This is a genomic window from Streptomyces sp. NPDC005791 (assembly GCF_042871485.1).
In the GTDB taxonomy this organism is placed as follows: Bacteria; Actinomycetota; Actinomycetes; order Streptomycetales; family Streptomycetaceae; genus Streptomyces.
The window spans coordinates 25,497-49,635 of the sequence record NZ_JBIAIP010000012.1 but is presented as its reverse complement, the minus strand read 5'-3'; the positions used below and the strand labels follow the sequence as shown (position 1 = coordinate 49,635).

22 protein-coding genes are annotated in these 24,139 nt (G+C 71.5%); 9 read left to right on the top strand and 13 right to left on the bottom strand.

Annotation, left to right across the window (positions count from 1 at the left end; translation table 11 throughout):
• Positions 1-14: 14 nt before the first annotated feature.
• Positions 15-1,004: a hypothetical protein gene (locus tag ACFYSH_RS23140; RefSeq protein WP_359474545.1), complete on the bottom strand. Its 990-nt coding sequence runs from the start codon at positions 1,002-1,004 to the stop codon at positions 15-17.
• A gap of 152 nt (positions 1,005-1,156) precedes the next feature.
• On the opposite strand from ACFYSH_RS23140, the gene ACFYSH_RS23135 reads away from it, so the two are divergent.
• A complete protein-coding gene (locus ACFYSH_RS23135) occupies positions 1,157-1,828 on the top strand; it encodes a PhzF family phenazine biosynthesis protein (protein WP_359474548.1) in 672 nt (223 codons plus the stop codon).
• Here the strand turns inward: ACFYSH_RS23135 and ACFYSH_RS23130 are convergent, their stop codons facing one another.
• Together ACFYSH_RS23130 and map are read right to left on the bottom strand one after the other, a co-directional pair.
• Positions 1,829-2,488, bottom strand: a complete 660-nt coding sequence (locus ACFYSH_RS23130; protein ID WP_359474551.1) for a biliverdin-producing heme oxygenase — start codon at positions 2,486-2,488, stop codon at positions 1,829-1,831.
• A 157-nt stretch (positions 2,489-2,645) separates the two neighbouring features.
• Positions 2,646-3,503, bottom strand: coding sequence for a type I methionyl aminopeptidase (gene map / locus ACFYSH_RS23125; protein WP_359474554.1), 858 nt, complete (start codon positions 3,501-3,503; stop codon positions 2,646-2,648).
• A gap of 57 nt (positions 3,504-3,560) precedes the next feature.
• Between map and ACFYSH_RS23120 the strand changes: the two genes are divergently transcribed.
• Positions 3,561-3,797 (top strand): hypothetical protein, encoded by a 237-nt coding sequence (locus ACFYSH_RS23120; protein WP_359474557.1) that lies wholly within the window; start codon positions 3,561-3,563, stop codon positions 3,795-3,797.
• 32 nt (positions 3,798-3,829) lie between these two features.
• Here ACFYSH_RS23120 and ACFYSH_RS23115 read toward each other — a convergent pair whose 3' ends face one another.
• Positions 3,830-5,107, bottom strand: coding sequence for an MFS transporter (locus ACFYSH_RS23115; RefSeq protein WP_359474560.1), 1,278 nt, complete (start codon positions 5,105-5,107; stop codon positions 3,830-3,832).
• A gap of 67 nt (positions 5,108-5,174) precedes the next feature.
• Positions 5,175-5,777 carry a hypothetical protein gene (locus ACFYSH_RS23110; protein ID WP_388754853.1) on the bottom strand — a complete coding sequence of 201 codons (603 nt, stop codon included), beginning with the start codon at positions 5,775-5,777 and terminating at the stop codon, positions 5,175-5,177.
• 152 nt (positions 5,778-5,929) lie between these two features.
• On the opposite strand from ACFYSH_RS23110, the gene npdG reads away from it, so the two are divergent.
• Entirely contained in the window at positions 5,930-6,640 is a 711-nt protein-coding gene (gene npdG, locus ACFYSH_RS23105; RefSeq protein WP_359474566.1) for an NADPH-dependent F420 reductase, read from the top strand.
• Between the two features lie 81 nt (positions 6,641-6,721).
• Positions 6,722-6,907, top strand: coding sequence for a hypothetical protein (locus tag ACFYSH_RS23100; protein WP_359474569.1), 186 nt, complete (start codon positions 6,722-6,724; stop codon positions 6,905-6,907).
• Positions 6,908-6,986: 79 nt separating this feature from the next.
• Here the strand turns inward: ACFYSH_RS23100 and ACFYSH_RS23095 are convergent, their stop codons facing one another.
• Positions 6,987-7,799 carry a site-2 protease family protein gene (locus ACFYSH_RS23095; protein WP_359474572.1) on the bottom strand — a complete coding sequence of 271 codons (813 nt, stop codon included), beginning with the start codon at positions 7,797-7,799 and terminating at the stop codon, positions 6,987-6,989.
• 123 nt (positions 7,800-7,922) lie between these two features.
• Here ACFYSH_RS23095 and ACFYSH_RS23090 point away from each other — a divergent pair, with 123 nt between their 5' ends.
• Positions 7,923-11,246 (top strand): BTAD domain-containing putative transcriptional regulator, encoded by a 3,324-nt coding sequence (locus ACFYSH_RS23090; RefSeq protein ID WP_388754848.1) that lies wholly within the window; start codon positions 7,923-7,925, stop codon positions 11,244-11,246.
• 3 nt (positions 11,247-11,249) lie between these two features.
• Here the strand turns inward: ACFYSH_RS23090 and ACFYSH_RS23085 are convergent, their stop codons facing one another.
• From ACFYSH_RS23085 to panB, 3 genes are all read right to left on the bottom strand, one after another.
• The gene (locus tag ACFYSH_RS23085) at positions 11,250-12,107 is read right to left on the bottom strand and encodes an ABC transporter permease (RefSeq protein WP_359474578.1); all 858 of its coding nucleotides are present in this window, start codon (positions 12,105-12,107) and stop codon (positions 11,250-11,252) included.
• Entirely contained in the window at positions 12,104-13,114 is a 1,011-nt protein-coding gene (locus ACFYSH_RS23080; RefSeq protein WP_388754845.1) for an ATP-binding cassette domain-containing protein, read from the bottom strand. The genes ACFYSH_RS23085 and ACFYSH_RS23080 overlap by 4 nt, the downstream gene beginning before the upstream one ends.
• A gap of 163 nt (positions 13,115-13,277) precedes the next feature.
• Positions 13,278-14,165, bottom strand: a complete 888-nt coding sequence (gene panB, locus ACFYSH_RS23075) for a 3-methyl-2-oxobutanoate hydroxymethyltransferase (RefSeq protein ID WP_359474584.1) — start codon at positions 14,163-14,165, stop codon at positions 13,278-13,280.
• 388 nt (positions 14,166-14,553) lie between these two features.
• Here panB and ACFYSH_RS23070 point away from each other — a divergent pair, with 388 nt between their 5' ends.
• The 3 genes from ACFYSH_RS23070 (at position 14,554) to ACFYSH_RS23060 (ending at position 18,454) form a co-directional block, all read left to right on the top strand.
• Positions 14,554-15,576, top strand: a complete 1,023-nt coding sequence (locus ACFYSH_RS23070; RefSeq protein WP_359474586.1) for an endonuclease/exonuclease/phosphatase family protein — start codon at positions 14,554-14,556, stop codon at positions 15,574-15,576.
• A 319-nt stretch (positions 15,577-15,895) separates the two neighbouring features.
• On the top strand, positions 15,896-17,059 hold the full coding sequence (locus ACFYSH_RS23065) for a Cmx/CmrA family chloramphenicol efflux MFS transporter (RefSeq protein ID WP_359474589.1): 1,164 nt from the start codon (positions 15,896-15,898) through the stop codon (positions 17,057-17,059).
• A gap of 180 nt (positions 17,060-17,239) precedes the next feature.
• Entirely contained in the window at positions 17,240-18,454 is a 1,215-nt protein-coding gene (locus tag ACFYSH_RS23060; protein ID WP_359474592.1) for an MFS transporter, read from the top strand.
• A 207-nt stretch (positions 18,455-18,661) separates the two neighbouring features.
• Here ACFYSH_RS23060 and ACFYSH_RS23055 read toward each other — a convergent pair whose 3' ends face one another.
• From ACFYSH_RS23055 to ACFYSH_RS23040, 4 genes are all read right to left on the bottom strand, one after another.
• Entirely contained in the window at positions 18,662-20,416 is a 1,755-nt protein-coding gene (locus tag ACFYSH_RS23055; protein ID WP_359474595.1) for an NAD+ synthase, read from the bottom strand.
• Between the two features lie 105 nt (positions 20,417-20,521).
• On the bottom strand, positions 20,522-20,947 hold the full coding sequence (locus ACFYSH_RS23050) for a CBS domain-containing protein (RefSeq protein WP_359474598.1): 426 nt from the start codon (positions 20,945-20,947) through the stop codon (positions 20,522-20,524).
• A 138-nt stretch (positions 20,948-21,085) separates the two neighbouring features.
• The gene (locus ACFYSH_RS23045) at positions 21,086-21,763 is read right to left on the bottom strand and encodes a DUF305 domain-containing protein (protein WP_359474601.1); all 678 of its coding nucleotides are present in this window, start codon (positions 21,761-21,763) and stop codon (positions 21,086-21,088) included.
• Entirely contained in the window at positions 21,760-22,452 is a 693-nt protein-coding gene (locus ACFYSH_RS23040) for a DUF3105 domain-containing protein (RefSeq protein WP_359474604.1), read from the bottom strand. Before ACFYSH_RS23040 ends, ACFYSH_RS23045 begins: the two co-directional genes overlap by 4 nt.
• A 243-nt stretch (positions 22,453-22,695) precedes the next feature.
• On the opposite strand from ACFYSH_RS23040, the gene glnA reads away from it, so the two are divergent.
• Positions 22,696-24,057 (top strand): type I glutamate--ammonia ligase, encoded by a 1,362-nt coding sequence (glnA, locus tag ACFYSH_RS23035; RefSeq protein WP_014156604.1) that lies wholly within the window; start codon positions 22,696-22,698, stop codon positions 24,055-24,057.
• The last annotated feature ends 82 nt before the right edge of the window (positions 24,058-24,139 follow it).

Here is a 24,139-nt window from a genome sequence, read left to right as displayed (position 1 = left end):
TCCGCCGGCGGCGGTCAGGACCCCTCAGCCGCCACCAGACCGGGCAGCCGGTTCAGCACACGTGCCTTGCCGCCCGCGCCCTTCTCGGGCACGTGGACCAGCTGGCTGGATACCCGTTCCTTCGTGAGGGTGCTCTTCACCTCGCCGGTCAGCAGTGCCCGCACGTCCGCCGTGACTGTCGGCCGAAGCCCCTGCGCCGCCGTCTGCCGCTCGAAGTGCTTGCTGCTGAAGAAGACCAGCGCTCCGCCGTCCTCCGTCGCCAGACCCAGCGGGGCGAACGTCCCGGAATCCAGCGCCTGGTCGACGTACTGGTAGGAGAAGCCCGCCCTGCGGGTGTTCTTCCGTGCCTCCCGCCAGCCCGAGGTCATCGAGCCCGGAGCGAACACATCCGGTGCGCCGTCCCTGAGGTAGTCCGTGTACGAGGTGCTCAGCTCCGCCGGCGGGGTGGCCAGCGTGGCGTCCGTGTCCCCGGAGGGCACGGGCCGGGCCCAGCCCTCGGCGTCCTTGCGGAACTCCGGGATGTCGGACGGTGAGGCGACCGCCAGGTAGGAGGCCTTCCACGGCGCGTCCGGCCCGGTGCGTATGAACCCCAGCAGCCAGCGGGTGTCCAGCTTCCCGCCGTCCTGGTCGCGGTTGGAGTCGGTGTCCGCGACGAACCAGCGCGGCCACCCCGCCTTCTTGGGGATGGCGTACGAGGCGTCCGTCAGCTCCAGCGGCGTGTGCTGGGCGTTGCCCTCCGGGCTGTTCTTCCGCCGCGCGGCCAACCCGGCCTGGTTGATCGCGCCGAGCGAACCGGTCACCTGGCCCTCGACGAGCGCCGGTTCGTACGTCTTGTCCGCCTTGTTGTACGCGACGGTGAAGTCCTCCAGGGCCTTCGCGGCCTCCGACTCCGTCGCCGCCGGCACTACTTCCCGTTCACCGTGCACCGTTACGCAGCCGCTCGCCGTCACGCTCAGCACCGTCGCCGTCGCGAGCCCCGCCGTCAGTCGCCCCAGCCTTGTCATCCGTTGCCTTCTGCGCCTTCTGATCCGTCGTCCGCACTGACCGCCTGAACCCTACCGGGGTGAGGAGCGGGGTGAGCGTGGGGAGGAGATACAGCGCCCACACCGTGACCCTCGGCGGCGTGTACAGGCGCGCGCGGTGCTTGAATGCGCATGTGAACGACTTCGACGTACCCGAAGGCATCGACGTACTGCGCGTGTTCTGCGGCCCGGACGGCCGCCATGGCAATCCGCTCGGCGTCGTGCGCGACGGGCGCAGGTATCCCGGCAACGAGTCCCGGCAGGTGCTCGCACGGAAACTCGGCTTCAGCGAGACGGTGTTCGTGGACGACCCGGAGCGCGGCACCGTCGACATCCGCACGCCCGGGCTGCGGCTGCCGTTCGCGGGGCATCCGCTCGTCGGCGCGGCCTGGCTGCTCGACCTGGAGATCCTGGAGCTGCCCATCGGGGACGTGTCGGCCCGCCAGGACGGTGAGTTCACCTGGATCACGGCACGCCCGGAATGGGCGCCGCCCAGGACCCTCGAGCGCTACGCGTCGGTCGCGGAGGTGGAGGCGCTGACGGAGCCGCCGCCCGGCGAGGGCCGGCTGTACGTCTGGGCCTGGCAGGACGAGGCCGCCGGCCGCGTGCGGGCCCGGGCCTTTCCCCGGCGCGACGACGGGGTGGAGGAGGACGAGGCGACCGGTGCGGCGGCCATGCTGCTGAGTGCCGAACTCGGCAGGGCCCTCAACATCACCCAGGGACGCGGCTCCCAGATCCTCACCGCGCCCGCTCCGGACGGCACCATGGAGATCGGGGGCCGCGTCCTCCTGGCGGGCACCTCGTGATCACGCGCTGAGCGGGAAGACCTCACCGAGCTCGCGGAAGACGGCGGTGTTCAGCGCGAAGGCGCGCTTGCACTCGTCGATGACGCGCTGCTTCTCCAGGTCGTCGGCGTCCACCGCGTCCAGCAGCTCGCGGTACTCCCGCTTGAAGGCGGCCGGGTTGGATATCTCCTCGAACACGTAGAACCGCACCCCGTCGCCCTTGCGCTCGAAACCCCAGGTCTTCTCCGCGGTACCGCGGATGATCTGGCCGCCCGAGAGGTCGCCGAGGTAACGGGTGTAGTGGTGCGCTATGTATCCGGCGGGCCACTCCCGGGCGCACTCGGCGACCCGCGCGGCGTACGCGGCGGTGGCGGGCAGCGGGACCAGCCCGTCGCGCCAGCCCTCGCCCCGCAGATGGGCGAGGTCGCGCTCCAGCTCGGCCGTGCGCATCAGCTCCGGCCGGATGAAGGGTCCGGCGACCGGGTCCTCGCGCAGGGCCTGCGCGCCGTCCTCCAGCGCCCGGTAGACGAACCACAGCTGCTCGGTGTAGCGCGCGTACGCGTCCACGCCGAGCCGCCCGCCCAGCATGTCGCTCATGAAGGTCGAGGACTCGGCCTCCGTGTGCTGCTCGTGCGAAGCGGTGCGGATGAGGGTCGAGAAGGGCGTGGCGGTCGAGTCCAAGGCGGGCCTCCGGGGGCCAGGGGGGACGGGAAGTCCGGACAAGGTCGTGCATATCGGTGCCATTCGTGCGCATGGCTACGCACCGATAAGCCGATCCTCCTGCTTAGGCTTACCTAAGTCAACCGCTTACCGACCGCCTGTCGGTAAAACCGGTGCCCTACGGGAGCGTCAGGATGTCCGCCCCCGTCTCGGTCACCACCAGTGTGTGCTCGAACTGCGCGGTCCGCTTCCGGTCCTTCGTCACCACGGTCCAGCCGTCGTCCCACGTGTCGTAGTCATGGGTGCCGAGCGTCAGCATCGGCTCGATGGTGAACGTCATCCCGGGCTGCATCACGGTCGTCGCGTGCGGGCTGTCGTAGTGCGGGATGATCAGGCCGGAGTGGAACGAGCTGTTGATCCCGTGCCCGGTGAAGTCCCGCACCACCCCGTAGCCGAACCGTTTCGCGTAGGACTCGATGACACGGCCGATCACATTGATCTGCCGTCCCGGCCGCACCGCCTTGATGGCACGGTTCAGCGCCTCCCTGGTGCGCTCCACGAGGAGCCGGGACTCCTCGTCGACGTCACCGCAGAGATAGGTGGCGTTGTTGTCCCCGTGCACACCGTCGATGTACGCGGTGACATCGAGGTTCACGATGTCACCGTCCCGCAGCACGGTGGAGTCGGGGATGCCGTGGCAGATGACCTCGTTGAGCGAGGTGCACAGCGACTTCGGGAAGCCCCGGTAGCCGAGGGTCGACGGGTACGCCCCGTGGTCCACCATGAACTCATGGGCGACCCGGTCGAGTTCGTCGGTGGTGACCCCCGGTGCGATGTGCTTGGCGGCCTCCTCCATCGCCTGCGCCGCGATGCGGCCCGCGATCCGCATGCGCTCCACGGTGTCGGAATCCTGGATCTCCGGCCCGGTGTACGGCGTGGGGGCGGGCTTGCCCACGTACTCGGGGCGCCGGATCTTTCCGGGTACGGAACGGACGGGAGTGATCTCCCCTGGTGCGAGGAGCGACTGGCCAGACATGTCAGGGAGTCTAACCAGCGTGCCCGGGGCACCATGGCAACGAGGAAAGGATCCGTGATGGCCCTGTTCAAGAAGCGCACGGTGGGTAAACCGGGCGAGTGGTACTACTGCCTGGAACACAAGAAGGTCGAGGAGGGCCCCGAGTGCCCCGGGAAGGACCGCTTCGGCCCGTACACCACCCCGGGGGAGGCGCAGCGCGCGATGGACACGGCGCGCGAGCGGAACCTCGAGTGGGAGAACGACCCGAAGTGGCACGACCGCTCGGACCGGCCGACGGACCAGACGCCGGACTGAGGGCTGACCAGGCAGGGGCGACGGGACAGCCCTCAGGCCGCCGGAGCTTCCGGGCCGACGCCCACGGCTCGCCGTCGTGCGGCGTCCTCGTCCGTCCCGGAGTCGTACGTGAGGAGCTTCGGCAGCGCCGCGGCCAGCAGCGCGACCGAAGCGACACACGCCACCCCGCCCGTCCAGATCGCGGTCCGGGTCCCGGTCCAGCCCGCCATCGCGCCCGCTCTGACCTGGCCGAGCTGAGGGCCGACGCTGTACGAGAGGACCTCGATCCCCGCCAGCCTGCCCCGCAACTCGTCGGGGATCGTCTGGTTCCAGATCGTGGAGCGCCCGAGCCCGCTCAGCATGTCGCCCGCGCCGGCGACCCCCAGGCAGCAGAGCACCAGCCAGATGTTTCCGAACCAGCCGGCCGCCGCGATCGCCAGGCCCCACACCGCCGCGCCGACGACGACGAACAGTCCGTGCCGGCGCACCCGTGAGGTCCAGCCGCTGGTCAGCCCGAGCGCCAACGAGCCCACCGATCCCGCGGCGTACATCAGGCCGAGCGACCACTCCGCGTCGAGTTCGTCCGCCAGGAACGGGAAGATCGTGTTCGGAAAGGCGAAGAGCATCGCCGCCAGGTCGATCGCGTACGTCCCCAGCAGGACGGGCCGGCTCCAGGCGTACCGCGCGCCCTCCGCGATCCCGCGCAGTGACGGCTTCTCGGCGTCATGGGCGGGCGGCGCCGATGACAGCTTCAGGCACAGCAGTACCGAGACGGCGAACGTGACGACGGTGACGCCGTACGCGGTGGCGTGGCCCGCGTAGGCCACCACGACGCCCGCCAGCGAGGGACCCGCGATCGCGCCGACCTGCCAGCGCAGCGAGTTCAGCGCGGCGGCCGCGGTCTGCTGGGCGTGCGGCACGATCCGGGCCATCAGCGAGTCCAGCGCGGGCCGCTGGAGCCCGGCCAGTGCGGAGACCCCGCCGGCCACCAGGTACAGCGGCCAGAGCGCGGGCTCGGGCGCGAGGGCGTTCACCAGCAGCACGACGGCCAGCAGTCCGAGCCCGGCCTCCGTCCCCAGGATGACCTTGCGACGGTCGGCCGAGTCGGCCAGCGCCCCTCCGTACAGTCCGAAGACCACCAGAGGCACCAGTTCCACCGCCCCCATGGCCCCGACCGCGAGCGGCGACCCCGTGAGGTCCTTGATCTGCAGCGGCAGGGCGATCAGAGCCATGAAACTGCCGAAGTAGGTGATCAGCCCCTGGATCCACAGCAGCCGGAAGTCGGCGGAGGCACGCCAGGGCGTGAGATCGGGCAGCAGACGAGAGGTCACCGGGGCATGCTCTGCGGCCCCCGGCCCTCCCGGCAACCGATTTCTCCCGGCCGCCGGACGGGGCCCGTCACCAGCGGGCCGGGGGCGGGGCCGTCAGCAGGTCGGCCAGCCGGGAGAGACGGTCACGGAACGTGCGGCGGCCCCGGGGGGACGGGGCGCCGTTCTCTCCCGCCGCCGCGCTGACCAGGTGCTGGACCGTGTCCAGGTCGACCTCGGCATCGCCGGAGACCGTGAGCGCCTCGTGCGCCAGGCCCCGCACCTCCGGGTCGCCGCCGTCCAGCGCGAGCACCGTCGCCCCCGCGCGGCGTGCGTCGTGCACCCGCTCCAGCAGCCCGCCACCGGGCCGCTCGGGCGCCACCACCAGCAGTGTCTCGCCGCGCCCGGCCGCCTCGATCCGGCCCAGGCCGACGGCCAGCTGCGCCGGGTCGTCCGGCTCCACCCGGTGGCGTACGAGCGTGGGACGCAGCTGCGGCAGACCCGACCAGGTGGACTCGTCCGACAGGTGTGCGGCCAGGTGCCACGGCTCGTAGACCTCGGTCCCCACCAGCAGCAGCCCGCCGCCCCGCGGGACGACGGACGACCGCAGGGTCCGGGCGAACCCCCGGGCCGCCGCGGGCCACTGCGTCCCCGCGAGCACCTCACGCAGCAGGGCGACACGTACGGCATCCATGGCCACGCATCCTGTCCGCCGGCCCGGCCCCATGACTGCCCGATCGCGGTAACTCACCCGAACGGGAGCCTTCCGCCCCCGGTCCGTGACGCGCGTCGCAGAGCGGACGAGGCGCGGGTCCGCCCTCTCTACCTGGCAGTAGGGTCGGCGCCATGACTACGAATGACAGTGGAAGCGCCGCCAAGCCCCCCGCCAAGGACCCCTGGGACCTCCCCGACGTGTCCGGTCTGACCGTGGGCGTACTCGGCGGAACAGGCCCCCAGGGCCGCGGCCTCGCCTACCGCTTCGCCCGCGCCGGTCAGAAGGTCGTCATCGGCTCGCGCGCCGCCGACCGCGCCGAGGCCGCCGCCGCCGAGCTGGGCCACGGCGTCGAGGGCGCGGACAACGCGGAGTGTGCGCGCCGCAGCGACGTCGTGATCGTCGCCGTGCCGTGGGACGGCCACGCCAAGACGCTCCGGTCCCTGCGCGAGGAGCTCGCCGGGAAACTCGTCATCGACTGCGTCAACCCGCTCGGCTTCGACAAGAAGGGCGCCTACGCCCTGAAGCCCGAGGAGGGCAGCGCCGCCGAGCAGGCCGCCGCCCTGCTGCCCGACTCCCGGGTCACCGCCGCCTTCCACCACCTGTCGGCGGTACTCCTCCAGGACGAGACGGTCGAGGAGATCGACACCGATGTGCTGGTGCTGGGCGAGGCCCGCGCCGACACCGACACCGTGCAGGCACTCGCGAGCCGGATCGCCGGCATGCGCGGCATCTTCGCCGGCCGGCTGCGCAACGCGCACCAGGTCGAGTCACTGGTGGCGAACCTGATCTCCGTCAACCGCCGCTACAAGGCACACGCGGGGCTGCGCACCACCGACGTGTGAGCCCCTGACCGGAGCCGAATCGGGCATGAGGGACACTGGACGGGACCGCGCACCATCCCCCGGACAGGAGCACCAGCCCTCATGCCCCGCCTCGCTCTCTACGCCAGCATCGTCTGCGCCCTCGCCGTCGTCGCGGCCGTGGTGTCCTTCGTCCAGGGCAGCATCCTGCTGGGTGTCGTCTGGGTGCTGCTGGCCGGCCTCTCCTCGAACATGGCGTGGTTCTACCTGCGCAAGCACAAGACGGAGTCCCGCGCCGAGGCCGCCTGAGGGGCTGCCCGCCCTCCCTGGCGGGCGCACGACGAAAGCTGCCTCCCCGAGGTCTCGGCCTCGCTCGACGGGACAGCGCTCAGCGGATCACCGCGCAGCCCGGGTCCTGGTCGCCGAACCACTCCTGCCAGAAGCGGTAGGTGTCGAGCCCGCAGTACGTCTCGACCTCGCTGACGCCCAGCCCGCGCAGCAGCGCGTCCACCGCGTCGAAGAAGACCCCGTTGACCTCGGGGATCCACAGGAGCGCGAAGACCGCGATCAGCCCGAAGGGCGCGAACGGCTCCACCTGACGCCGGACCTTGTACGACAGCCACGGCTCGATCACGCCGTAGCCGTCGAGCCCCGGGACCGGCAGGAAGTTCAGGATCGCCGCAGTCACCTGCAGCAGCGCCAGGAACGCCAGCGCGAGCCGGAAGGGCAGCGGGACGCCGTCCAGGGCGCCCAGCCAGAACGGCGCCGTGCAGACGACGGCGAACAGCACGTTCGTCAGGGGGCCGGCCGCAGAGATCAGGCTGTGCTTCCATCGCCCGCTGATCCGGCCCCGCTCGATGTAGACCGCCCCGCCCGGCAGACCGATGCCGCCCATGATCACGAACAGCACGGGCAGCACGATGCTCAGCAGGGCATGGGTGTACTTGAGCGGATTGAGCGTCAGATAGCCCTTCGCCCCGATCGAGATGTCGCCGCTGTGCAGCGCGGTGCGCGCGTGCGCGTACTCATGGAGGCAGAGCGAGACGATCCAGGCCGCGGTGACGAAGAGGAAGACCGCGAAGCCGGTCTGCTCCGCGAAGCCCGTCCACACCGCCCAGCCCGAGACGGCCATGACGGCGGCGATCGCGAGGAAGATCGGGCTGACCCGCCGGTCGCTGGGGCGGCGGAACGCGGTGGTCATCGACGGCACTCCTGAGGGCTTGACGACGGCTGGAGCCCCCGACAGTACGGGTGACACGGTGAGAACGTCCCACCGCCGGGTGGCAGTTCCCCGGAAGACGGAGCCGTCACGGAGAATGGGCGCGTGTACTACGGCATCCTCGGTACCACCCGCGTCCTGCGCGCCGACGGCACGCCCGTCGCCCTCGGCGGGGCGCGGCTGCGCGCCCTGCTCACCGTGCTCGCCCTGAGCCCGGGGCGTACGGTCCCGGCCGGGGTGCTCGTCGACGAGGTGTGGGACGGCGACCCGCCCGCCGATGCCCCGGGCGCTCTCCAGGCCCTCGTGGGCCGGCTCCGGCGCGCGCTGGGCCGGGACGCGATCGCATCGGCGGCGAACGGCTACCGTCTCACCGCCGACCCGGACGCCGTGGACCTGCACCGCTTCGAGCGGCTCGCCGGGGAGGGCGCCCGGGCGCTGCGGGAGGGCGACGCGGCGAAGGCCGCCATGCTCATCGAGGACGCGCTCGCCCTGTGGCGCGGTCCCGCCCTCGCCGATCTGCCGGACCGCGCCGTGGCGGCCGCCCGCTGGGAGGCCAGGCGCCTGGACGCCCACCGGACCCTGATCGAGGCCGTACTCGCGCAGGGCCGTGCCGACGAGGCCCTGCCCGCACTGGCCGGGCTCTGCACCGACCACCCGCTCGACGAACCCTTGCAGGCCCTCCGGATCAGGGCGCTCCGCGACGCCGGCCGCACCGCGCAGGCACTCGCGGCGTACGACGAGGTGCGCGTCCTGCTCGCCGACCGGCTCGGCACCGGCCCGGGCCCCGCACTGCGCACCCTGTACGAGGGGCTGCTGCACCAGGACCCGCCCGCCCCGGCGCCCGCACCGCCGTCCGCGCGGCCGGGCAATCTGCGGGCCAGGCTCACGAGCTTCGTAGGCCGTGAGGCGGACATGGCGGCCCTGCGCGAGGACCTGGGCCGGGCACGGCTGGTCACTCTCCTGGGCCCCGGCGGCGCGGGAAAGACGAGGCTGTCCCAGGAGGCCGCGGAGACGGTCGCCACCTCCTGGCCCGACGGCGTATGGCTGGTGGAACTCGCCCCGGTCGACGACCCGGAGGCGGTCCCCGAGGCCGCGCTCAGCGCGCTCGGCGCCCGCGAGACCGTGCTGCGGGGGGCCGGAGCCGAAAGCCTCCGGGCCGTCGAACGGAGCTCCGGGACCGGGGCGGGGAGTGCGACGGCCCACCTCACCGAGCACTGCTCCCGGCGGACGATGCTCCTGCTGCTCGACAACTGCGAGCATGTGATCGGCGCGGCGGCCCGGCTCGCCGATCACCTCCTCGCCCGCTGCCCCGGCCTCACCGTCCTGGCGACGAGCCGCGAGCCCCTCGGTGTCCCCGGTGAACTGGTGCGCCCCGTAGGTCCGTTGCCCGACCCCATGGCCCTGCGCCTGCTCGCCGACCGAGGTGCCGCCGCCCGGCCCGGCTTCCGGCCCGACGCCGACCCGGAGACGGCGGCGGCCTGCGCGGAGATCTGCCACCGCCTCGACGGGCTCCCGCTCGCCGTCGAACTGGCCGCCGCCCGGCTGCGGATGCTCGGCCCGCGCCAGATCGCCGACCGTCTCGACGACCGCTTCCGCCTCCTGACCACCGGCAGCCGCACCGTACTGCCGCGCCAGCAGACCCTGCGCGCGGTCGTCGACTGGTCGTGGGACCTCCTCGACGACCGCGAACGCGCCGTGCTGCGACGGCTGTCCGTGTTCGCCGGGGGCTGTGACATCACCGCGGCGGAGGAGGTCTGCTCCCTGCCGGGTGCGCCGTCCGGCGACCCCCGCGACGTGGCGGTCGTCCTCGGCTCGCTCGTGGACAAGTCCTTGGTCGTGGCAGCGCCCGGCGACGGCGGCGACATGCGCTACCGGCTTCTGGAGACCGTCGCCGAATACGCCGCGGAACACCTCGACGCGTCGGGGGAGCGGGCCGTCGCCGAACGCCACCACCTCGTCCACTACAGGGAGCTCGCCCGCGCGACCGACCCCGAACTCCGCGGCGCGGGACAGCACGCCGCCCTCGCCCGGTTCCGGCGCGAGTACGAGAACCTGCGTGCCGCGCTGCGGCGCGCGGTCACCTCGCGGGACGAGCACGAAGCGCTCTGCCTCGTGCACTCCCTCTTCTGGTACTGGCAGATGCGCGATCTGCGGAGCGAGGCGCGCCTCTGGGCCGGGGCGGTCGCGGCGCTCGGTCCGAATCCGTTCGCCGAGGACGTGGAGCCCGCACCCTCGCTGCTCGAACGCTGCACCGACCGTCCGCCACCCATGGATGCGGAGCAGCTCCAGGAGGCGCGGCGCGGGGTACGCCTGGTCCAGATGGCGAGCATGGACCACGGAGCGAATGAGTGGGTCACCGAGGCCGGGAGGGAGCGGCTGAGGACGATCGCACGCACCTACCGTCCCGGGCAGCCGCAGACCTGCCGCATGCCGGGCTCTCTGTGGCTGTTCGCCGTCCTCTTCACCGGAGACCTCCAGCAGTTCCGTGACCTGCTGGACGGTACCGTGCGCACGTGCCGGGAGCTCGGTTACGAGTGGGAGCTCGCCACCGCCCTCCAGATGCGGGCCAACGCGCTGGCCAACCGCCCCGACTGGGTGGGCGAGGCCGTGCGGGACGCCGACGAGAGCCTGGACATCTTCGTACGCCTCGGCGACGCGTGGGGTGCCGCCGAGGCACTCGCCTCCAGGGGCGAGGCGAACGAGCGGAAGGGTGACAGCGTGGCCGCCGCCGAGGACTACCGGGCGGGTGTCGCCTACGCCGAACAGCTCGGGGCCCATGCCCAGGTGGCGGTGCTGCGTGCCAGATACGCCTCCGCGCTCTGCGAAACGGACCGCGGCGAGGAGGGGGAGCGCATCCTGCGGGACGTGCTCGCCGACGGCCGGGGGGCCGGCCTGGAGGCCAGGCCCGCCGCCCGGCTCTGGCTGGCCCTGTGGCTGGGGGCGACCGGACGCGTCGCCGAGGCGCGTGAGCAGCTCAACGTACTGCTGGAGGTGTTCGCGGCCGAAACGGTCGCGCTCTTCGAGGGGTTCGTCACGGGTGTCCTGGCCTGGCTGGACAACCTGGAGGGGCTCTACGGGAGTGCCCTGCCCCGGGCCGTCCGGGCACTGGAGCGGTCCAGGGACCCCATGGCGGAGCTGGTGGCGCCCCAGATGACCGCCGTCCACCTGGTCATAGTCGCCTGGGCGCTGGCCGGGCCGGGTGGCGGGCGGCGGGGTGCGGACGCCGCCCGGCTGCTCGGTCTGCACGCGGCGCTGCTGCCGCAGGGGTATGTGCGCACGGCGATGGAGCGCCGGAACCTGGCCTCGGCGGAGGAGACCGTCCGCGCCTGTCTGGCGGACGACGGGGCGTACGAGGCCGCCTACGCCGAGGGCGGTGGCCTCGCACTGGAGGAGGCCACCGCCCTGGTGCACGCGTACCTGGACGCGTAGCGGTCAGGTCTTCCTGCGGAACTTGGACACCGCGAGCGGGGCCATCACCGCGGTGATGACCACGGTCCAGCCGAGTGTCAACCAGACCGAGTGGCCGAGCGGGCCGTCCATCATCAGGCCCCGGGCCGCGTCGGCCAGGTTGGACAGCGGGTTGTAGTCGGTGAACGTCTGCAGCCAGCCGGGCATCGTCTGCGTCGGGGCGAAGATGGAGGAACCGAACTGGAGCGGCATCATCACGATCATCCCCATCCCCTGAACCGCCTGGGGCGTCTTCAGACTCAGTCCGAGCAAGATGAAGATCCACATGATGGCGGCGCCGAACGCGGCCGCCAGCCCGATCGCCCCGATCAGCCCGAGCACGGACCCCTTGAGCTGCATGCCGAGCGCGAAGCCCATGGCGAGCAGGATCAGCGTCGCCACCAGCATCCGTCCGAGCTCGACCACGATCTTGGCGATGAGCACCGAGGAACGGGCGATCGGCATGGTGCGGAACCGGTCCATGACCCCCTTGCGGAAGTCGTCGTTGACGCCGGCGCCGACCGCCATGGCGATGTTCATGCCCATCATCGCCATCAGGCCGGGGATCAGATAGTTGAGGTACTCCTGCCGGCCGCCTCCCATACTGCTGCCGACCGAGCCGCCGAAGACGTACACGAACAGCAGCACGAAGATCACCGGCATCAGGAGCGCGTCGAACATCGACTCCGGATCCTTCTTGATCTGCAGCAGGTTGCGCCGCACCAGCGCTCCGATGTGGCGCAGGTTGTTCCGCAGCCCGATCCGGCCCTCGTCGTGGAGCCCCGTGGCCGGGGCGGCCGAGGCCGCGTCGGCCGGGGTGGGCGTCAGAGTCGTCGTGCTCATGCCGCGACCTCCTGCGGGATCGTGTCGGTGGGGGTGGCCTTGTCGCCGGTGATGGCCAGGAACACCTCGTCCAGGCTGGGCAACGCGGTGGCCACATGGGCCAGCGGGAAGCCCCGGGTACCGAGCAGTCCGATGACGGCGGTCAGCTGCTCGTCGCTGAGGATCGGTACGTACAGCAGGCCCTCGTCGGGGACGGCCTGTGCGCCTGCGACCCCGTCGAGGCCCGCCTCCCTGAGCGCCTGCGCCATGTCGGCGAGCTGCGCCGGGTCCGAGGGCCGGATCTGCAGGGTGCGGCCGCCGACCTTGGCCTTCAGCTCGTCGACACCACCCCGGGCGATGATCTGCCCCCGGTCGATGACGGTGAGCTCACTCGCGAGCTGTTCGGCCTCTTCCATGTACTGCGTGGTGAGCAGCACGGTCGCCCCCTCCGCGACCATCCGCCGCACCTCGTCCCAGACCTCGTTCCGCGTACGGGGATCGAGCCCCGTCGTCGGCTCGTCCAGGTACAGGACGGCCGGACTGCCGATCATGGACGCGGCCAGGTCGAGCCGGCGGCGCATGCCGCCGGAGTACTCCATCGCGGCCCTCCTGGCGGCCTCGGTGAGCGAGAAGCGCTCCAGCAGTTCGTCGGCGCGGGACCTGGCCTTCTTGCGCGGCAGATCGAGCAGCCGCCCGATCATGTAGAGGTTCTCCCAGCCGGAGAGCTTCTCGTCGACCGAGGCGTACTGCCCGGTCAGGCCTATGGTGCGGCGCAGCTGCCGGGGCTGCTTGACCACGTCGAAGCCCGCGACGACGGCACGTCCGGCGTCCGGCACGATCAGGGTGGACAGGCAGCGTACGAGGGTGGTCTTGCCGGCGCCGTTGGGGCCGAGCACGCCGAGGACGGTGCCCTCGCGTACATCGAGGTCCACACCGTCGAGCGCCTTGGTCGTGCCGTAGTGCTTGACCAGCCCCCGCACCTCGACGGCGTTCCTGCCGCTCCTGAGGTTCTTGTCGTTCTGAGTCATGGACACCATCAGAACAGCACCCACCGACACGTCACCGACATGTCGCCGACAGCGGACCGACAGCAGGGTGACGGCGGAAGCCGCCCGTGCCCGGAACGGGCGACAGCCCGCCGATGGGGGAAGTCGGCGGGCTGTCGGTGGTGCGGCAGTGGTCGGATGGGCGTCAGTGGAAGGTGTGCTCCGCCGCCGGGAACGTGCCGCCGACGACCTCTTCGGCGTACTCCTTGGCGGCGTCGGTGAGCACCTGACGCATGTTCGCGTACTGCTTGGTGAAGCGCGGCACCTTGCCGCCGGTCAGCCCGACCATGTCCGTCCAGACGAGCACCTGCGCGTCCGTGTCGGGCCCGGCGCCGATGCCGACGGTCGGGATGTGCAGGGTGCGGGTGACCTCGGCGGCCAGTTCGGCCGGTACGAGCTCCAGGACGACGGCGAACGCGCCCGCGTCCTGCACCGCCTTCGCGTCGCGCAGCAGCTGCTGCGCCGCTTCCTCGCCGCGGCCCTGTACCCGGTAGCCCATGGCGTTCACGGACTGCGGGGTCAGGCCGATGTGGCCCATGACCGGGATCCCGGCCTCGACCAGGAGGCGGATCTGCTCGTGGGAGCGCTCGCCGCCCTCCAGCTTGACCGCGCCGACCCCGGCGTCCTTGATCAACCGGGTGGCGTTGCGCAGGGCCTGGACAGGACCCTCCTGGTACGCACCGAAGGGCAGGTCGGCCACGATGAGGGCGCGCTCGGTGCCCCGCACGACGGCGGCCGAGAGGATCGCCATCTCGTCCATCGTGACGGGCACGGTGGTCTCGTAGCCGAGGTGGCAGTTGCCCATGGAGTCACCGACGAGCATGACCGGGATGCCGGCCTGGTCGAAGACGGACGCGGTCATCGCGTCGTAGGCCGTGAGCATGGGCCACTTCTCGCCGCGCTCACTGGCGGCGGCGATGTCGTGGACGCTGATGCGGCGGGTGCTCTTACCTCCGTACAGAGCCTTACCGGCGCCGGGAGCGGGGCCCGCGGGAGGTGTGGCGGACTGGTTCTGCGCAGCCTGAAGCGACATGGCCAACGGCTCCTTCGTCATCTCGAGGCGCCCTGACGGCGTCCCCGGATCCCTTCCATGGTGGCATCCCGGAACCGTTCCCGGGAAGTGGGCCCACCCACCGTGCGCGGTGAACTGTTCCGGGCGGCCGGGTGAAGATGTTCCTCCGCACTCCATGCGTACATACGGATCCGGGGCAACCGCAGGTCACAGCCGTGGCACCGACGGCCGCCCCCGTGTGAGCGTTCTGTCACAAGCCTCACACCCACCGCTTCGGCCGGAACCCGCCGTACCGCATCGGTCGTCCTGATGGCAGTGCGGCCGTCGTGGGCGGCGAAAACGGTGTCGCCCATCGCCTAGGGTCGGGAGGTGCGGTGACGTGTAGGGCAAGTCAGTGAGGACGAGCGCAATGGTGCAGGCGTACAGGACGGACACCGAGAACGCCGGCGCGGGTCCGCGGCCGGACTCCCGTTTGCGGGCCCTGCGTCACAGACTGGCCACCGACCGCGGCATCTGGCGGCGGGGCATCCTCCTGGCGCTCTGCTCGGTCCTCCTGACCGTCGTGATGGTCTTCCACTCGGACATCCCGAACGCCATCGGCAACACGGGCAGCCTCATCGAGACGTTCCTGCCCTGGTTCGGGCTGCTCGTGCCGGTGCTGCTGCTCCTCGGCCTGGTCCGGCGTTCCGCGACGGCGCTGGTCGCCCTCGTCCTGCCCGTCGCGGTCTGGCTCAATCTTTTCGGCGGCCTGCTGTTCGCCGACAAGTCGGGCGCCGGCGGCGACCTCACCGTCGCCACGCACAACGTCAACGCCGGCAACCCCGACCCCGCCGGAACCGCCCAGCAGGTCGCCGGTTCCGGAGCGGACGTCGTCGCCCTGCAGGAGCTGCCGACCGGCAAGGTCGCGGCGTACGAGGACGCGCTCGCCGACCACTATCCGCACCACTCCGTCCAGGGCACCGTCGGCCTGTGGAGCAAGTACCCCGTGACGGACTCCAAGCCGGTCGACATCAAGCTGGGCTGGACCCGTGCCATGCGCGCCACGGTCACGACCCCTGAGGGACCGGTCAAGGTGTACGTCGCCCACCTGCCCTCCGTACGGGTCAAGCTGAACGCCGGGTTCACCGCCAACCAGCGGGACGACAGCGCGGACGCGCTGGGTGAGGCCATCGCGGACGAGCCGCTGGAGCGGGTGGTCCTGCTCGGCGACCTGAACGGCACGATGAACGACCGCTCGTTGCACGCGGTCACCGCCCAGATGCGCTCGACCCAGGGCGCGGCGGGCGACGGTTTCGGCTTCAGCTGGCCGGCGACCTTCCCGATGGCGCGGATCGACCAGATCATGGTGCGGGGCGTCGAGCCCCGCGCCTCCTGGACCCTGCCCGCGACGGACAGCGACCACCTCCCGATCGCGGCCCGCGTGCAGTTGTGAGCACTGCCGCCGCGACAGGCGGTACGCTCGCAGCCATGTCCAGCCCCGAGTCCGACAGACTCCGGCCGCCGGTTCGCCGGTGGCCGGTCACTGACACCCGACGCCCCTGACCCCAGCGGTCACCGGGCTTCCCCCGTCACACCGTCGACCACCGCCGGATCTCACCTGGCGGTGCGGGCCGACTTCCATGTCCCGTGAGAACACCGGACATTCCGCCGCGTCGCCGTCCTCGCGCTCCCGCGCGTGACGACGGGCGCGGCCCGCATCCCCTGCGCACCGCTCGTTCCTCCGACGGTTCCGTACAAGGGGTCACTTCCTCATGCCATTCGCTGTGTACGTGCTCGGGCTGGCGGTCTTCGCCCAGGGCACATCGGAATTCATGCTGTCCGGCCTGCTCTCCGGCATCGCCGACGACCTGCACGTCCCACTGGGCGCCGCAGGGCTGCTGACCTCGGCCTTCGCGGTGGGGATGGTGGTCGGTGCGCCGCTCACCGCTCTGGCCGGCCGCAGCTGGCCCCGGCGCCGGGCGTTGCTGTTCTTCCTCGGTGTCTTCGTCGCCGTCCATGTCGTCGGCGCCCTGACGCCCAGCTACGGGGTACTGCTCGCCACCCGGGTCGCCGGGGCGCTGGCCAATGCCGGTTTCTGGGCGGTGGCGCTGGTCACCGCGCTGGCCATGGCAGGTCCGCACCAGCGGGCGCGGGCCACCGCCGTGGTCGTCGGCGGGGTCACCGTCGCCTGTGTGGTGGGCGTGCCGGCGGGGGCGGCGCTCGGTGAACTGTGGGGCTGGCGCGCGGCGTTCTGGGCCGTGGCTCTCGTCTCCGTACCGGCGGCGATCGCGTTGCTGGTGGCCGTCCCGGGCGGCAGGCCCGACGACGCACCTCAGGTGAGCGCGAGGAGTGAGCTGCGGGCCCTGGCCCGGCCCCGGCTGCTGCTGACGCTGCTGGTCATGGCGCTCGTGCAGGGGGCGACCTTCTGCACGTTCTCCTACCTGGAACCGCTGGTCACCCGCGTCACCGGTTTCGGCGCGGGCTGGGTGCCCGTGGTGCTCGCGCTGTTCGGCGTCGGCTCGTTCGCGGGGGTCACACTGGCCGGACGCCTGGCGGACGCCCGCCCGGGCGCCGTGATCGGGCTCGGCATGACCGCGCTGGCCGCCGGATGGGCCGCACTCGCCCTGACCGCAGCCCACCCTGCGGCGGCCCTCGCGCTCATCCTCCTCCAGGGGGCGCTCGCCTTCGGCACGGGTACGACGCTGATCACCCGGGTCTTCCACCTGGCTCCGGACGCCCCGACCCTGGCGGGATCCTTCGCGACGGCCGCCTTCAACGTGGGCGCCGCGGCCGGTCCCTGGCTGGGTGGCCTGGTCCTCGGCGCGGGCTTCGGCTTCCGCGCGCCGGTCTGGGTGAGCGCCCTGCTGATGTGCCTGGCCCTCGCGGGGGCGGGGGTGCTGTCGGTGGTGCGCAGGCCTGTCGTGGCCGCCGAGTGACGCCCACATCACACCTCGCCGCAACGGCATGTTCACGTCCGGGCATAAAACGTCTGAGAGACTTTGTTCCGACGGGGTACATAACCCGTCCCGGCAACGAAGCCGACGCTCCCGCACACATACCGCTGCCACCCGGCCTTCCGAGGTTCCGGGCGGCCCCCTGCCCGAAAGGTCTTCTCCATGCCCCTGGCCCTGCTCGCCCTCGCTGTGAGCGCCTTCGGCATCGGCACCACCGAGTTCGTGATGATGGGGCTGCTGCCCAACGTCGCGGACGATCTGGGAACGTCCGTACCCACCGCCGGTTATCTCGTCTCGGCGTACGCGATCGGCGTCGTCCTCGGTGCCCCGTTGCTCACCGGTCTCGGCTCCAGGATCCCGCGCAAGCGGATGCTCCTGCTGCTGATGGCCGTCTTCACCGTCGGCAACCTCGCTTCCGCCTTCGCCCCCGACTTCGGCTGGCTGATGGCCGGCCGCTTCCTGGCCGGGCTGCCCCACGGGGCCTTCTTCGGCGTCGGCGCGGTCGTCGCCGCGCGCCTCGTGCCGGACGGGCGTCAGGCCCGCGCCGTCGCCACGATGTTCCTCGGCCTGACCGTGGCCAACATCGTGGGCGTCCCCGCGGCCACCCTGCTGGGACAGCACCTCGGCTGGCGCGCCACGTTCATGGTGGTCGCCGTGATCGGCCTGGTCGCGATGGCAGCGCTCGCCCGCCTCGTCCCGCAGATCCCCGTCGAGGCGCACCAGAACGTACGCCGTGAACTGAGCGCGCTCGGCAACCGGCAGGTCGTCCTCGGTCTGCTCACCGCCGTCCTCGGCTTCGCGGGTGTCTTCGCCGTCTACTCCTACCTCTCGTCCATGACGACCGAGGCCATGGGCTTCGGCGAGTCCTCGGTGACGCTCGTCCTCGCGCTCTTCGGCATCGGCATGACCCTCGGCGCGCTGGCGGCGGGACCGCTGACCGACCGGGCACTGCGTCCCACCTTGTACGGCTCGCTGGGGGCCCTGGCCGTCATCCTCGTCGTCTTCCCCTTCACCGTGCACGTGCAGTGGGCGGCGCTGGTCATGGTGGTGCTGCTCGGCGGCGTCGGCTTCATGACGACCACGCCGCTGCAGATGCTCGTGATGAACAAGGCGAAGGACGCCCCCACGCTCGCGTCCGCGTCCAACCACTCCGCCTTCAACCTCGCCAACGCGGGCGGGGCCTGGCTCGGCGGGGTCGCCATCGCGGCGGGCTGGGGCTGGACGTCTCCGGCCCTGGTCGGCGCGGTGCTGGCCGTGGCGGGACTCGCCGTGGCGATCACGGCGGGCGTGCTGGACCGGACCCCCGGCACCTCGCGGGTGGTGGCCTCCGGCGCCCCCGCCGAGGCGCGCGAGCCGGTGGACGCACGCTCCCTGTAGGGGCTACGACGGGTCCGGGCCGGCGGGGGACACGCGCCCCCGCCGGCCCGTGGTCGCGGATCGGCTGATCGCGATTCCGCACAACGGCACCTTCCTGATCGCCTGCCCAGGCGCACGTGCGGGGACGCAGCCCCCAGCGCTTGCACGGCAGTGCGCTGGTGGGCAGGTTGCGCCCGAGCCTGGGAGGCTCAGGCATCCCGATCCGGGTCAGCCCGTCTCGCGCCAGTGATTCGTGATCGGCAGCCTGCGGTCCTTGCCGAAGCCCTTCGGCGAGATCTTCGTACCCGGCGGGTACTGCCGCCGCTTGTACTCCGCCGCGTCCACCATGCGCAGTGTCTCCGCCACCAGGGCCTCGTCGAACCCGGCCGCCACGATCGCGTCCCGGCCCTGGTCCCGGTCGACGTACAGCTCCAGGATCCGGTCCAGCACCTCGTAGTCCGGCAGCGAGTCCGTGTCCACCTGGTCCGGGCGCAGCTCGGCGCTCGGCGGTTTGGTGAGGGACGCCTCCGGGATGGGCGGGGTCTGCCCCCGCTCCTCGGCGGCGCGGTTGCGCCACTTCGCGAGGCGGAGGACCGCCGTCTTGTACACGTCCTTGATCGGACCGTACGCGCCCACGGAGTCCCCGTAGAGCGTCGAGTAGCCCACCGCCAGTTCGGACTTGTTGCCCGGAGCCAACACGATGTGGCCCTCCTGGTTGGAGACGGCCATCAGCGTCGTGCCGCGCAGCCGCGCCTGGAGGTTCTCCTCGGCGAGCCCGGTCAGCCCCAGCGACTCCATGTACGCGTCGAACATCGGCTCGATCGGTATGGTGCGGAAGTTCAGCCCCGTACGCCGGGCCAGTTCGGCGGCGTCGCCCTTGGAGTGGTCCGAGGAGTACTTCGACGGCATCGAGAGCCCGTACACGTGCTCAGCCCCCAGCGCGTCGCAGGCGATCGCCGCGACGAGCGCCGAGTCGATGCCGCCGGAGAGCCCGATGAGGGCGCTCCTGAAACCGTTCTTCGCGGCGTACGCGCGCAGGCCCACGACCAGTGCCGAGTACAGCTCCTCGTCGTCGTCGAGCCGCTCGGCGTACCCTCCGGCGTACTCCGGCTCGTAGGCGGGAAGCGGCGCCTCGCTGAGGACGACATGGTCGATCCGCAGCCCGTCGTCCACGGCCCCGGACGGCGGCTCGGCCGCGGCGGCCGGCAGGTCCAGGTCGAGGATCACGCTGCCCTCGGCGAACTGCGGTGCACGGGCGATGACGTCGCCGTCCTTGTCGACGACGATCGAGTCCCCGTCGAAGACCAGCTCGTCCTGGCCGCCGATCATGGCCAGATACGCCGTCGTGCAGCCGGCCTCCTGGGCGCGTTTGCGGACCAGCTCCAGCCGGGCGTCGTCCTTGTCGCGCTCGTACGGGGAGGCGTTGACCGACAGCAGCAGCCCGGCCCCCGCGGCACGGGTCGCCGGGACGCGGCCGCCGTCCTGCCAGAGGTCCTCGCAGATCGCCAGCGCCACGTCGATGCCGTGCACCCGCACGACGGGCATCGAGTCGCCGGGCACGAAGTACCGGAACTCGTCGAACACGCCGTAGTTGGGCAGGTGGTGCTTGGCGAAGTTCAGCGCGACCTGTCCGCGGTGCAGCACCGCGGCGGCGTTGCGCGGGGACCCCGCGGGCTGTCCGTAGCGGGGCGCCGCGTGCTCCGAGCGGTCGAGGTACCCGACGACGACCGGCAGTTCGGCGAAGCCCTCGTCGGCGAGCCGGGCGGCGAGCGCGCGCAGCGCCGTCCGCGAGGCCTCCACGAAGGACGAGCGCAGGGCCAGGTCCTCGACGGGGTACCCGGTCAGCACCATCTCGGGGAACGCCACCAGGTGGGCTCCCTGCTCCGCGGCGTGCCGGGTCCAGTGGACGACCGACTCGGAGTTGCCGGTCAGGTCACCGACGGTCGCGTCGATCTGATTGAGTGCGAGGCGTAGTTGAGGCACTCGGCCAGTGTAATCGTCTGACTGACGCGATGTCCTGGATCGCTCCGTGCGGAAGCGGTGGACCGCCCCCGGACGGAGTCGCAGGGCGTGCCCGGCCCCTGGGGGTCAGGCGCGTGAGTAGACCTTCTCCGCCCAGCCGGCGACCTGCTCGTCCGAGAGGTGCAGCGCCAGATCGGCCTCGCTGATCATGCCGATCAGCTTCTTGTTCTCGATCACCGGGAGCCGGCGGATCCGGTGGCTCTGCATCTCCTCCAGCACCGCGTCGACACCAGCCGTCGCATCGATCCAGCGCGGAGTGCCGTCGCAGAGCTCGCCCGCAGTGACCTTCGACGGATCGCGCCCCGCCGCCACGCACTCGATCACGATGTCGCGGTCGGTGATGATCCCGACCATCCGGTCCTGCTCGCCGTGGGCGGAGACGGGGAGCGCGCCCACCTTGTGGTCCCGCATCATCTGGGCGGCGCGGTCGAGCGTTTCGTGGGCGGGGATCCAGTGGGCCCCGGTGTGCATGATGTCCTTGGCCGTGGTCATGGGGTTGCCTCCTGCGTGCCCGTGGGCACTGCTGTACGGCCCCGAGTCCTGTCCTTCCATCGTCGGGGTCCCGCCCGGTGCACGCGAGTGCTGTCACCCGTATCACTCGTTCGGGCGTACGCCGGGCGGGTCCCGCGCTCAGGGACGGGGCATGGCCCCCCGCGCCGCGAGCATGTCCGCCATCAGGTCCAGCTCGGACTGCTGGGCCTCGACCATGCCCTGGGCGAGGCGCTTCTCCACGGACACGGTGCACTGCTCCGCGCAGCCGCGGGCCATCGCGACGCCGCCCTTGTGGTGGTCGGTCATCAACCGCAGGAAGAGGATCTCGGCCTGCTTGCCGTCGGCCTCGCGCAGCCGCTTCAGCTCGGTCCTGGTCGCCATGCCGGGCATGAGTGCCCCGTCATGATCCGTGCCCTCCACGCCGTGCGCGTCGTGGCCGCTGTGGGCGCCCGTCATCCACGCCATCGGGCCCTGTCCGTCGGGCGCCGTCTTGGGCAGCTCCCACAGGTCCAGCCAGCCGAGCAGCATGCCCCGCTGATTGGCCTGCGTGTTGGCGATGTCGTACGCGAGCCGCCGTACCCCCTCGTCCTCGGTCACGTCCCGCACGAGGAAGGACATCTCCACGGCCTGCTGGTGGTGGACGGCCATGTCCCGCGCGAAGCCCGCGTCCGCCGACTCGGCGGCAGGCGTACGGGGGCCGGGCGCGGCCCCGTCGTCCCGTGCGGCGGCGACCGTCGCCGCGCCGGCGAACAGCAGGGCGAGGGCCACGGCGGAGCCCGTCACCCACCGGGTGCGACGGGTCGGCGCGGGGCTCACCCGTCGATCCCGCCGGTGCAGGGCGCGCCAGGCTCGGGCGTCTGCACGCCCTGGACGTACCGTGCGAAGAACCGGGCCACCCGCGGGTCGTCCGCACCGTCCACGGTGACCTGCCTGCCCCAGGCGCTCAGCATGATCGCCCCGGCCTGGTCCGCGTACGGCGACATCAGGGAGTACGGGGTGCTCCTGACCCGGGACGAGAGCGCGTCGACGTCGGAGCCGGCCGCCTTGCCGTTGTACGTCACCCAGACCGCCCCGTGCTCCAGGGAGTGCACGGCGTTGACGTCCGGGACGGCCTTCTCGTATACGACGCCGTCGCAGTTCAGCCAGGCCGGATTGTGGTCCCCGCCGACGGGCGGCCGCATGGGGTACTTCACGTCGGTCTCGACGTGCTTGCGGCTCAGCAGTTTCGCGTCCCACGTCCTCTCGCCCGCGATCGGCTCGGCGGCGAGCTTCGTCTTCTCCTGTGCGGACTGCTCGGTCGGCTTGGAGTCCTGGGCCTGAGCGGCCTGGCTGCCCGTGGTCCTCTCCTTCGCCTCGGACTTCTCCAGGAGCGTGTACGAGCCGAAACCCAGCAGGCCCGCGACCACGACGGCGCTCGAGCCTATGGCGACGACCCGGTTGCGGCGGTCGTGCGCACGGTCGGAACTGCGCGTCTGCTCGGTGCGGGTGCTGCGGTCGAAGCTCATGACGTCGGTCCTTCTGCCAAGGGGTCGGGAGGGACGGGAACGGAGCGGAGAACCAGGGCGCGCAGGACCGTGGCCGAGCGGCTGCGGCCCTTGCACACCATGGGCGCCGATCGTAGTGGGTGGCCGCGTGCTCTCTCTCACACCGTGTGCGTAATCTGGGTGAAATCCCGGGTCGTGATACTGAGGTGTCTCCCCTACCCCGGGCGGTGGTGCACGGACCGTCTGAACTGCAAGGATGTGGCTATGGACAAGCAGCAGGAATTCGTCCTCAGGACGCTTGAGGAGCGCGACATCCGCTTCGTACGGCTGTGGTTCACCGATGTCCTCGGTTACCTCAAGTCCGTCGCCGTTGCTCCGGCCGAGCTCGAACAGGCCTTTGACGAGGGCATCGGGTTCGACGGCTCCGCGATCGAGGGCTTCGCCCGTGTATACGAATCGGACATGATCGCCAAGCCGGACCCCGGCACGTTCCAGATCCTTCCGTGGCGCGCGGAGGCCCCGGGGACGGCGCGGATGTTCTGCGACATCCTGATGCCGGACGGCTCGCCCTCCTTCGCCGATCCGCGCTTCGTGCTCAAGCGCATCCTCGCGAAGACCTCCGACCTGGGCTTCACCTTCTACACCCACCCGGAGATCGAGTTCTTCCTGCTGAAGAACAAGCCGGTCGACGGCAGCCGCCCCACCCCGGCCGACAGCTCCGGCTACTTCGACCACACCCCGCAGAACGTCGGCATGGACTTCCGCCGCCAGGCGATCACCATGCTCGAATCGATGGGCATCTCCGTCGAGTTCAGCCACCACGAGGGCGCCCCCGGCCAGCAGGAGATCGACCTCCGCTACGCCGACGCGCTCTCCACCGCCGACAACATCATGACCTTCCGCCTGGTCATGAAGCAGGTCGCGCTGGAACAGGGCGTCCAGGCCACCTTCATGCCGAAGCCGTTCTCGGAGTACCCGGGCTCGGGCATGCACACCCACCTCTCCCTCTTCGAGGGCGACCGCAACGCCTTCTACGAGTCGGGCGCCGAGTACCAGCTGTCGAAGGTGGGCCGCTCCTTCATCGCGGGCCTGCTCAAGCACGCCGCGGAGATCTCCGCCGTGACCAACCAGTGGGTCAACTCGTACAAGCGCATCTGGGGCGGCTCCAGCCGCTCGGCCGGCGCCGGCGGCGAGGCCCCCTCGTACATCTGCTGGGGCCACAACAACCGCTCCGCGCTGATCCGCGTCCCGATGTACAAGCCCGGCAAGACCGGTTCGGCCCGCGTCGAGGTCCGCTCCATCGACTCCGGCGCCAACCCCTACCTGACGTACGCGGTACTGCTCGCCGCCGGCCTCAAGGGCATCGAGGAGGGCTACGAGCTCCCGGCAGGCGCCGACGACGACGTGTGGGCCCTCTCCGACTCGGAACGCCGCGCGATGGGGATCGAGCCGCTGCCGCAGAACCTGGGCGAGGCGATCTCGCTGATGGAGAAGAGCGAGCTGGTCGCCGAGACGCTGGGCGAGCACGTCTTCGACTTCTTCCTGCGCAACAAGAAGCAGGAGTGGGAGGAGTACCGCAGCGAGGTCACCGCCTTCGAGCTGAAGAACCTGCTGCCGGTGCTGTAGTCGCAGGTCAGTGGCTCACGCGGCACCGAGCGGACGGGTCGCCCGGTCAGGCGGAGGCGACCCGCCCGCAGTCATGACCAGG

Excerpts from the sequence above, each read along its gene's own strand:
- panB (WP_359474584.1), bottom strand. The coding sequence starts at position 14,165 with ATGTCGCTTCAGGCTGCGCAGAACCAGTCCGCCACACCTCCCGCGGGC.
- map (WP_359474554.1), bottom strand. The coding sequence starts at position 3,503 with ATGTCTGGCCAGTCGCTCCTCGCACCAGGGGAGATCACTCCCGTCCGT.
- ACFYSH_RS23040 (WP_359474604.1), bottom strand. The coding sequence starts at position 22,452 with ATGAGCTTCGACCGCAGCACCCGCACCGAGCAGACGCGCAGTTCCGAC.
- ACFYSH_RS23140 (WP_359474545.1), bottom strand. The coding sequence starts at position 1,004 with ATGACAAGGCTGGGGCGACTGACGGCGGGGCTCGCGACGGCGACGGTG.
- ACFYSH_RS23085 (WP_359474578.1), bottom strand. The coding sequence starts at position 12,107 with ATGAGCACGACGACTCTGACGCCCACCCCGGCCGACGCGGCCTCGGCC.
- ACFYSH_RS23070 (WP_359474586.1), top strand. The coding sequence starts at position 14,554 with ATGGTGCAGGCGTACAGGACGGACACCGAGAACGCCGGCGCGGGTCCG.
- ACFYSH_RS23060 (WP_359474592.1), top strand. The coding sequence starts at position 17,240 with ATGCCCCTGGCCCTGCTCGCCCTCGCTGTGAGCGCCTTCGGCATCGGC.
- ACFYSH_RS23100 (WP_359474569.1), top strand. The coding sequence starts at position 6,722 with ATGCCCCGCCTCGCTCTCTACGCCAGCATCGTCTGCGCCCTCGCCGTC.
- ACFYSH_RS23050 (WP_359474598.1), bottom strand. The coding sequence starts at position 20,947 with ATGACCACGGCCAAGGACATCATGCACACCGGGGCCCACTGGATCCCC.
- ACFYSH_RS23080 (WP_388754845.1), bottom strand. The coding sequence starts at position 13,114 with ATGACTCAGAACGACAAGAACCTCAGGAGCGGCAGGAACGCCGTCGAG.
- ACFYSH_RS23065 (WP_359474589.1), top strand. The coding sequence starts at position 15,896 with ATGCCATTCGCTGTGTACGTGCTCGGGCTGGCGGTCTTCGCCCAGGGC.
- glnA (WP_014156604.1), top strand. The coding sequence starts at position 22,696 with ATGGACAAGCAGCAGGAATTCGTCCTCAGGACGCTTGAGGAGCGCGAC.
- ACFYSH_RS23095 (WP_359474572.1), bottom strand. The coding sequence starts at position 7,799 with ATGACCACCGCGTTCCGCCGCCCCAGCGACCGGCGGGTCAGCCCGATC.
- ACFYSH_RS23120 (WP_359474557.1), top strand. The coding sequence starts at position 3,561 with ATGGCCCTGTTCAAGAAGCGCACGGTGGGTAAACCGGGCGAGTGGTAC.
- ACFYSH_RS23110 (WP_388754853.1), bottom strand. The coding sequence starts at position 5,777 with ATGGATGCCGTACGTGTCGCCCTGCTGCGTGAGGTGCTCGCGGGGACG.
- npdG (WP_359474566.1), top strand. The coding sequence starts at position 5,930 with ATGACTACGAATGACAGTGGAAGCGCCGCCAAGCCCCCCGCCAAGGAC.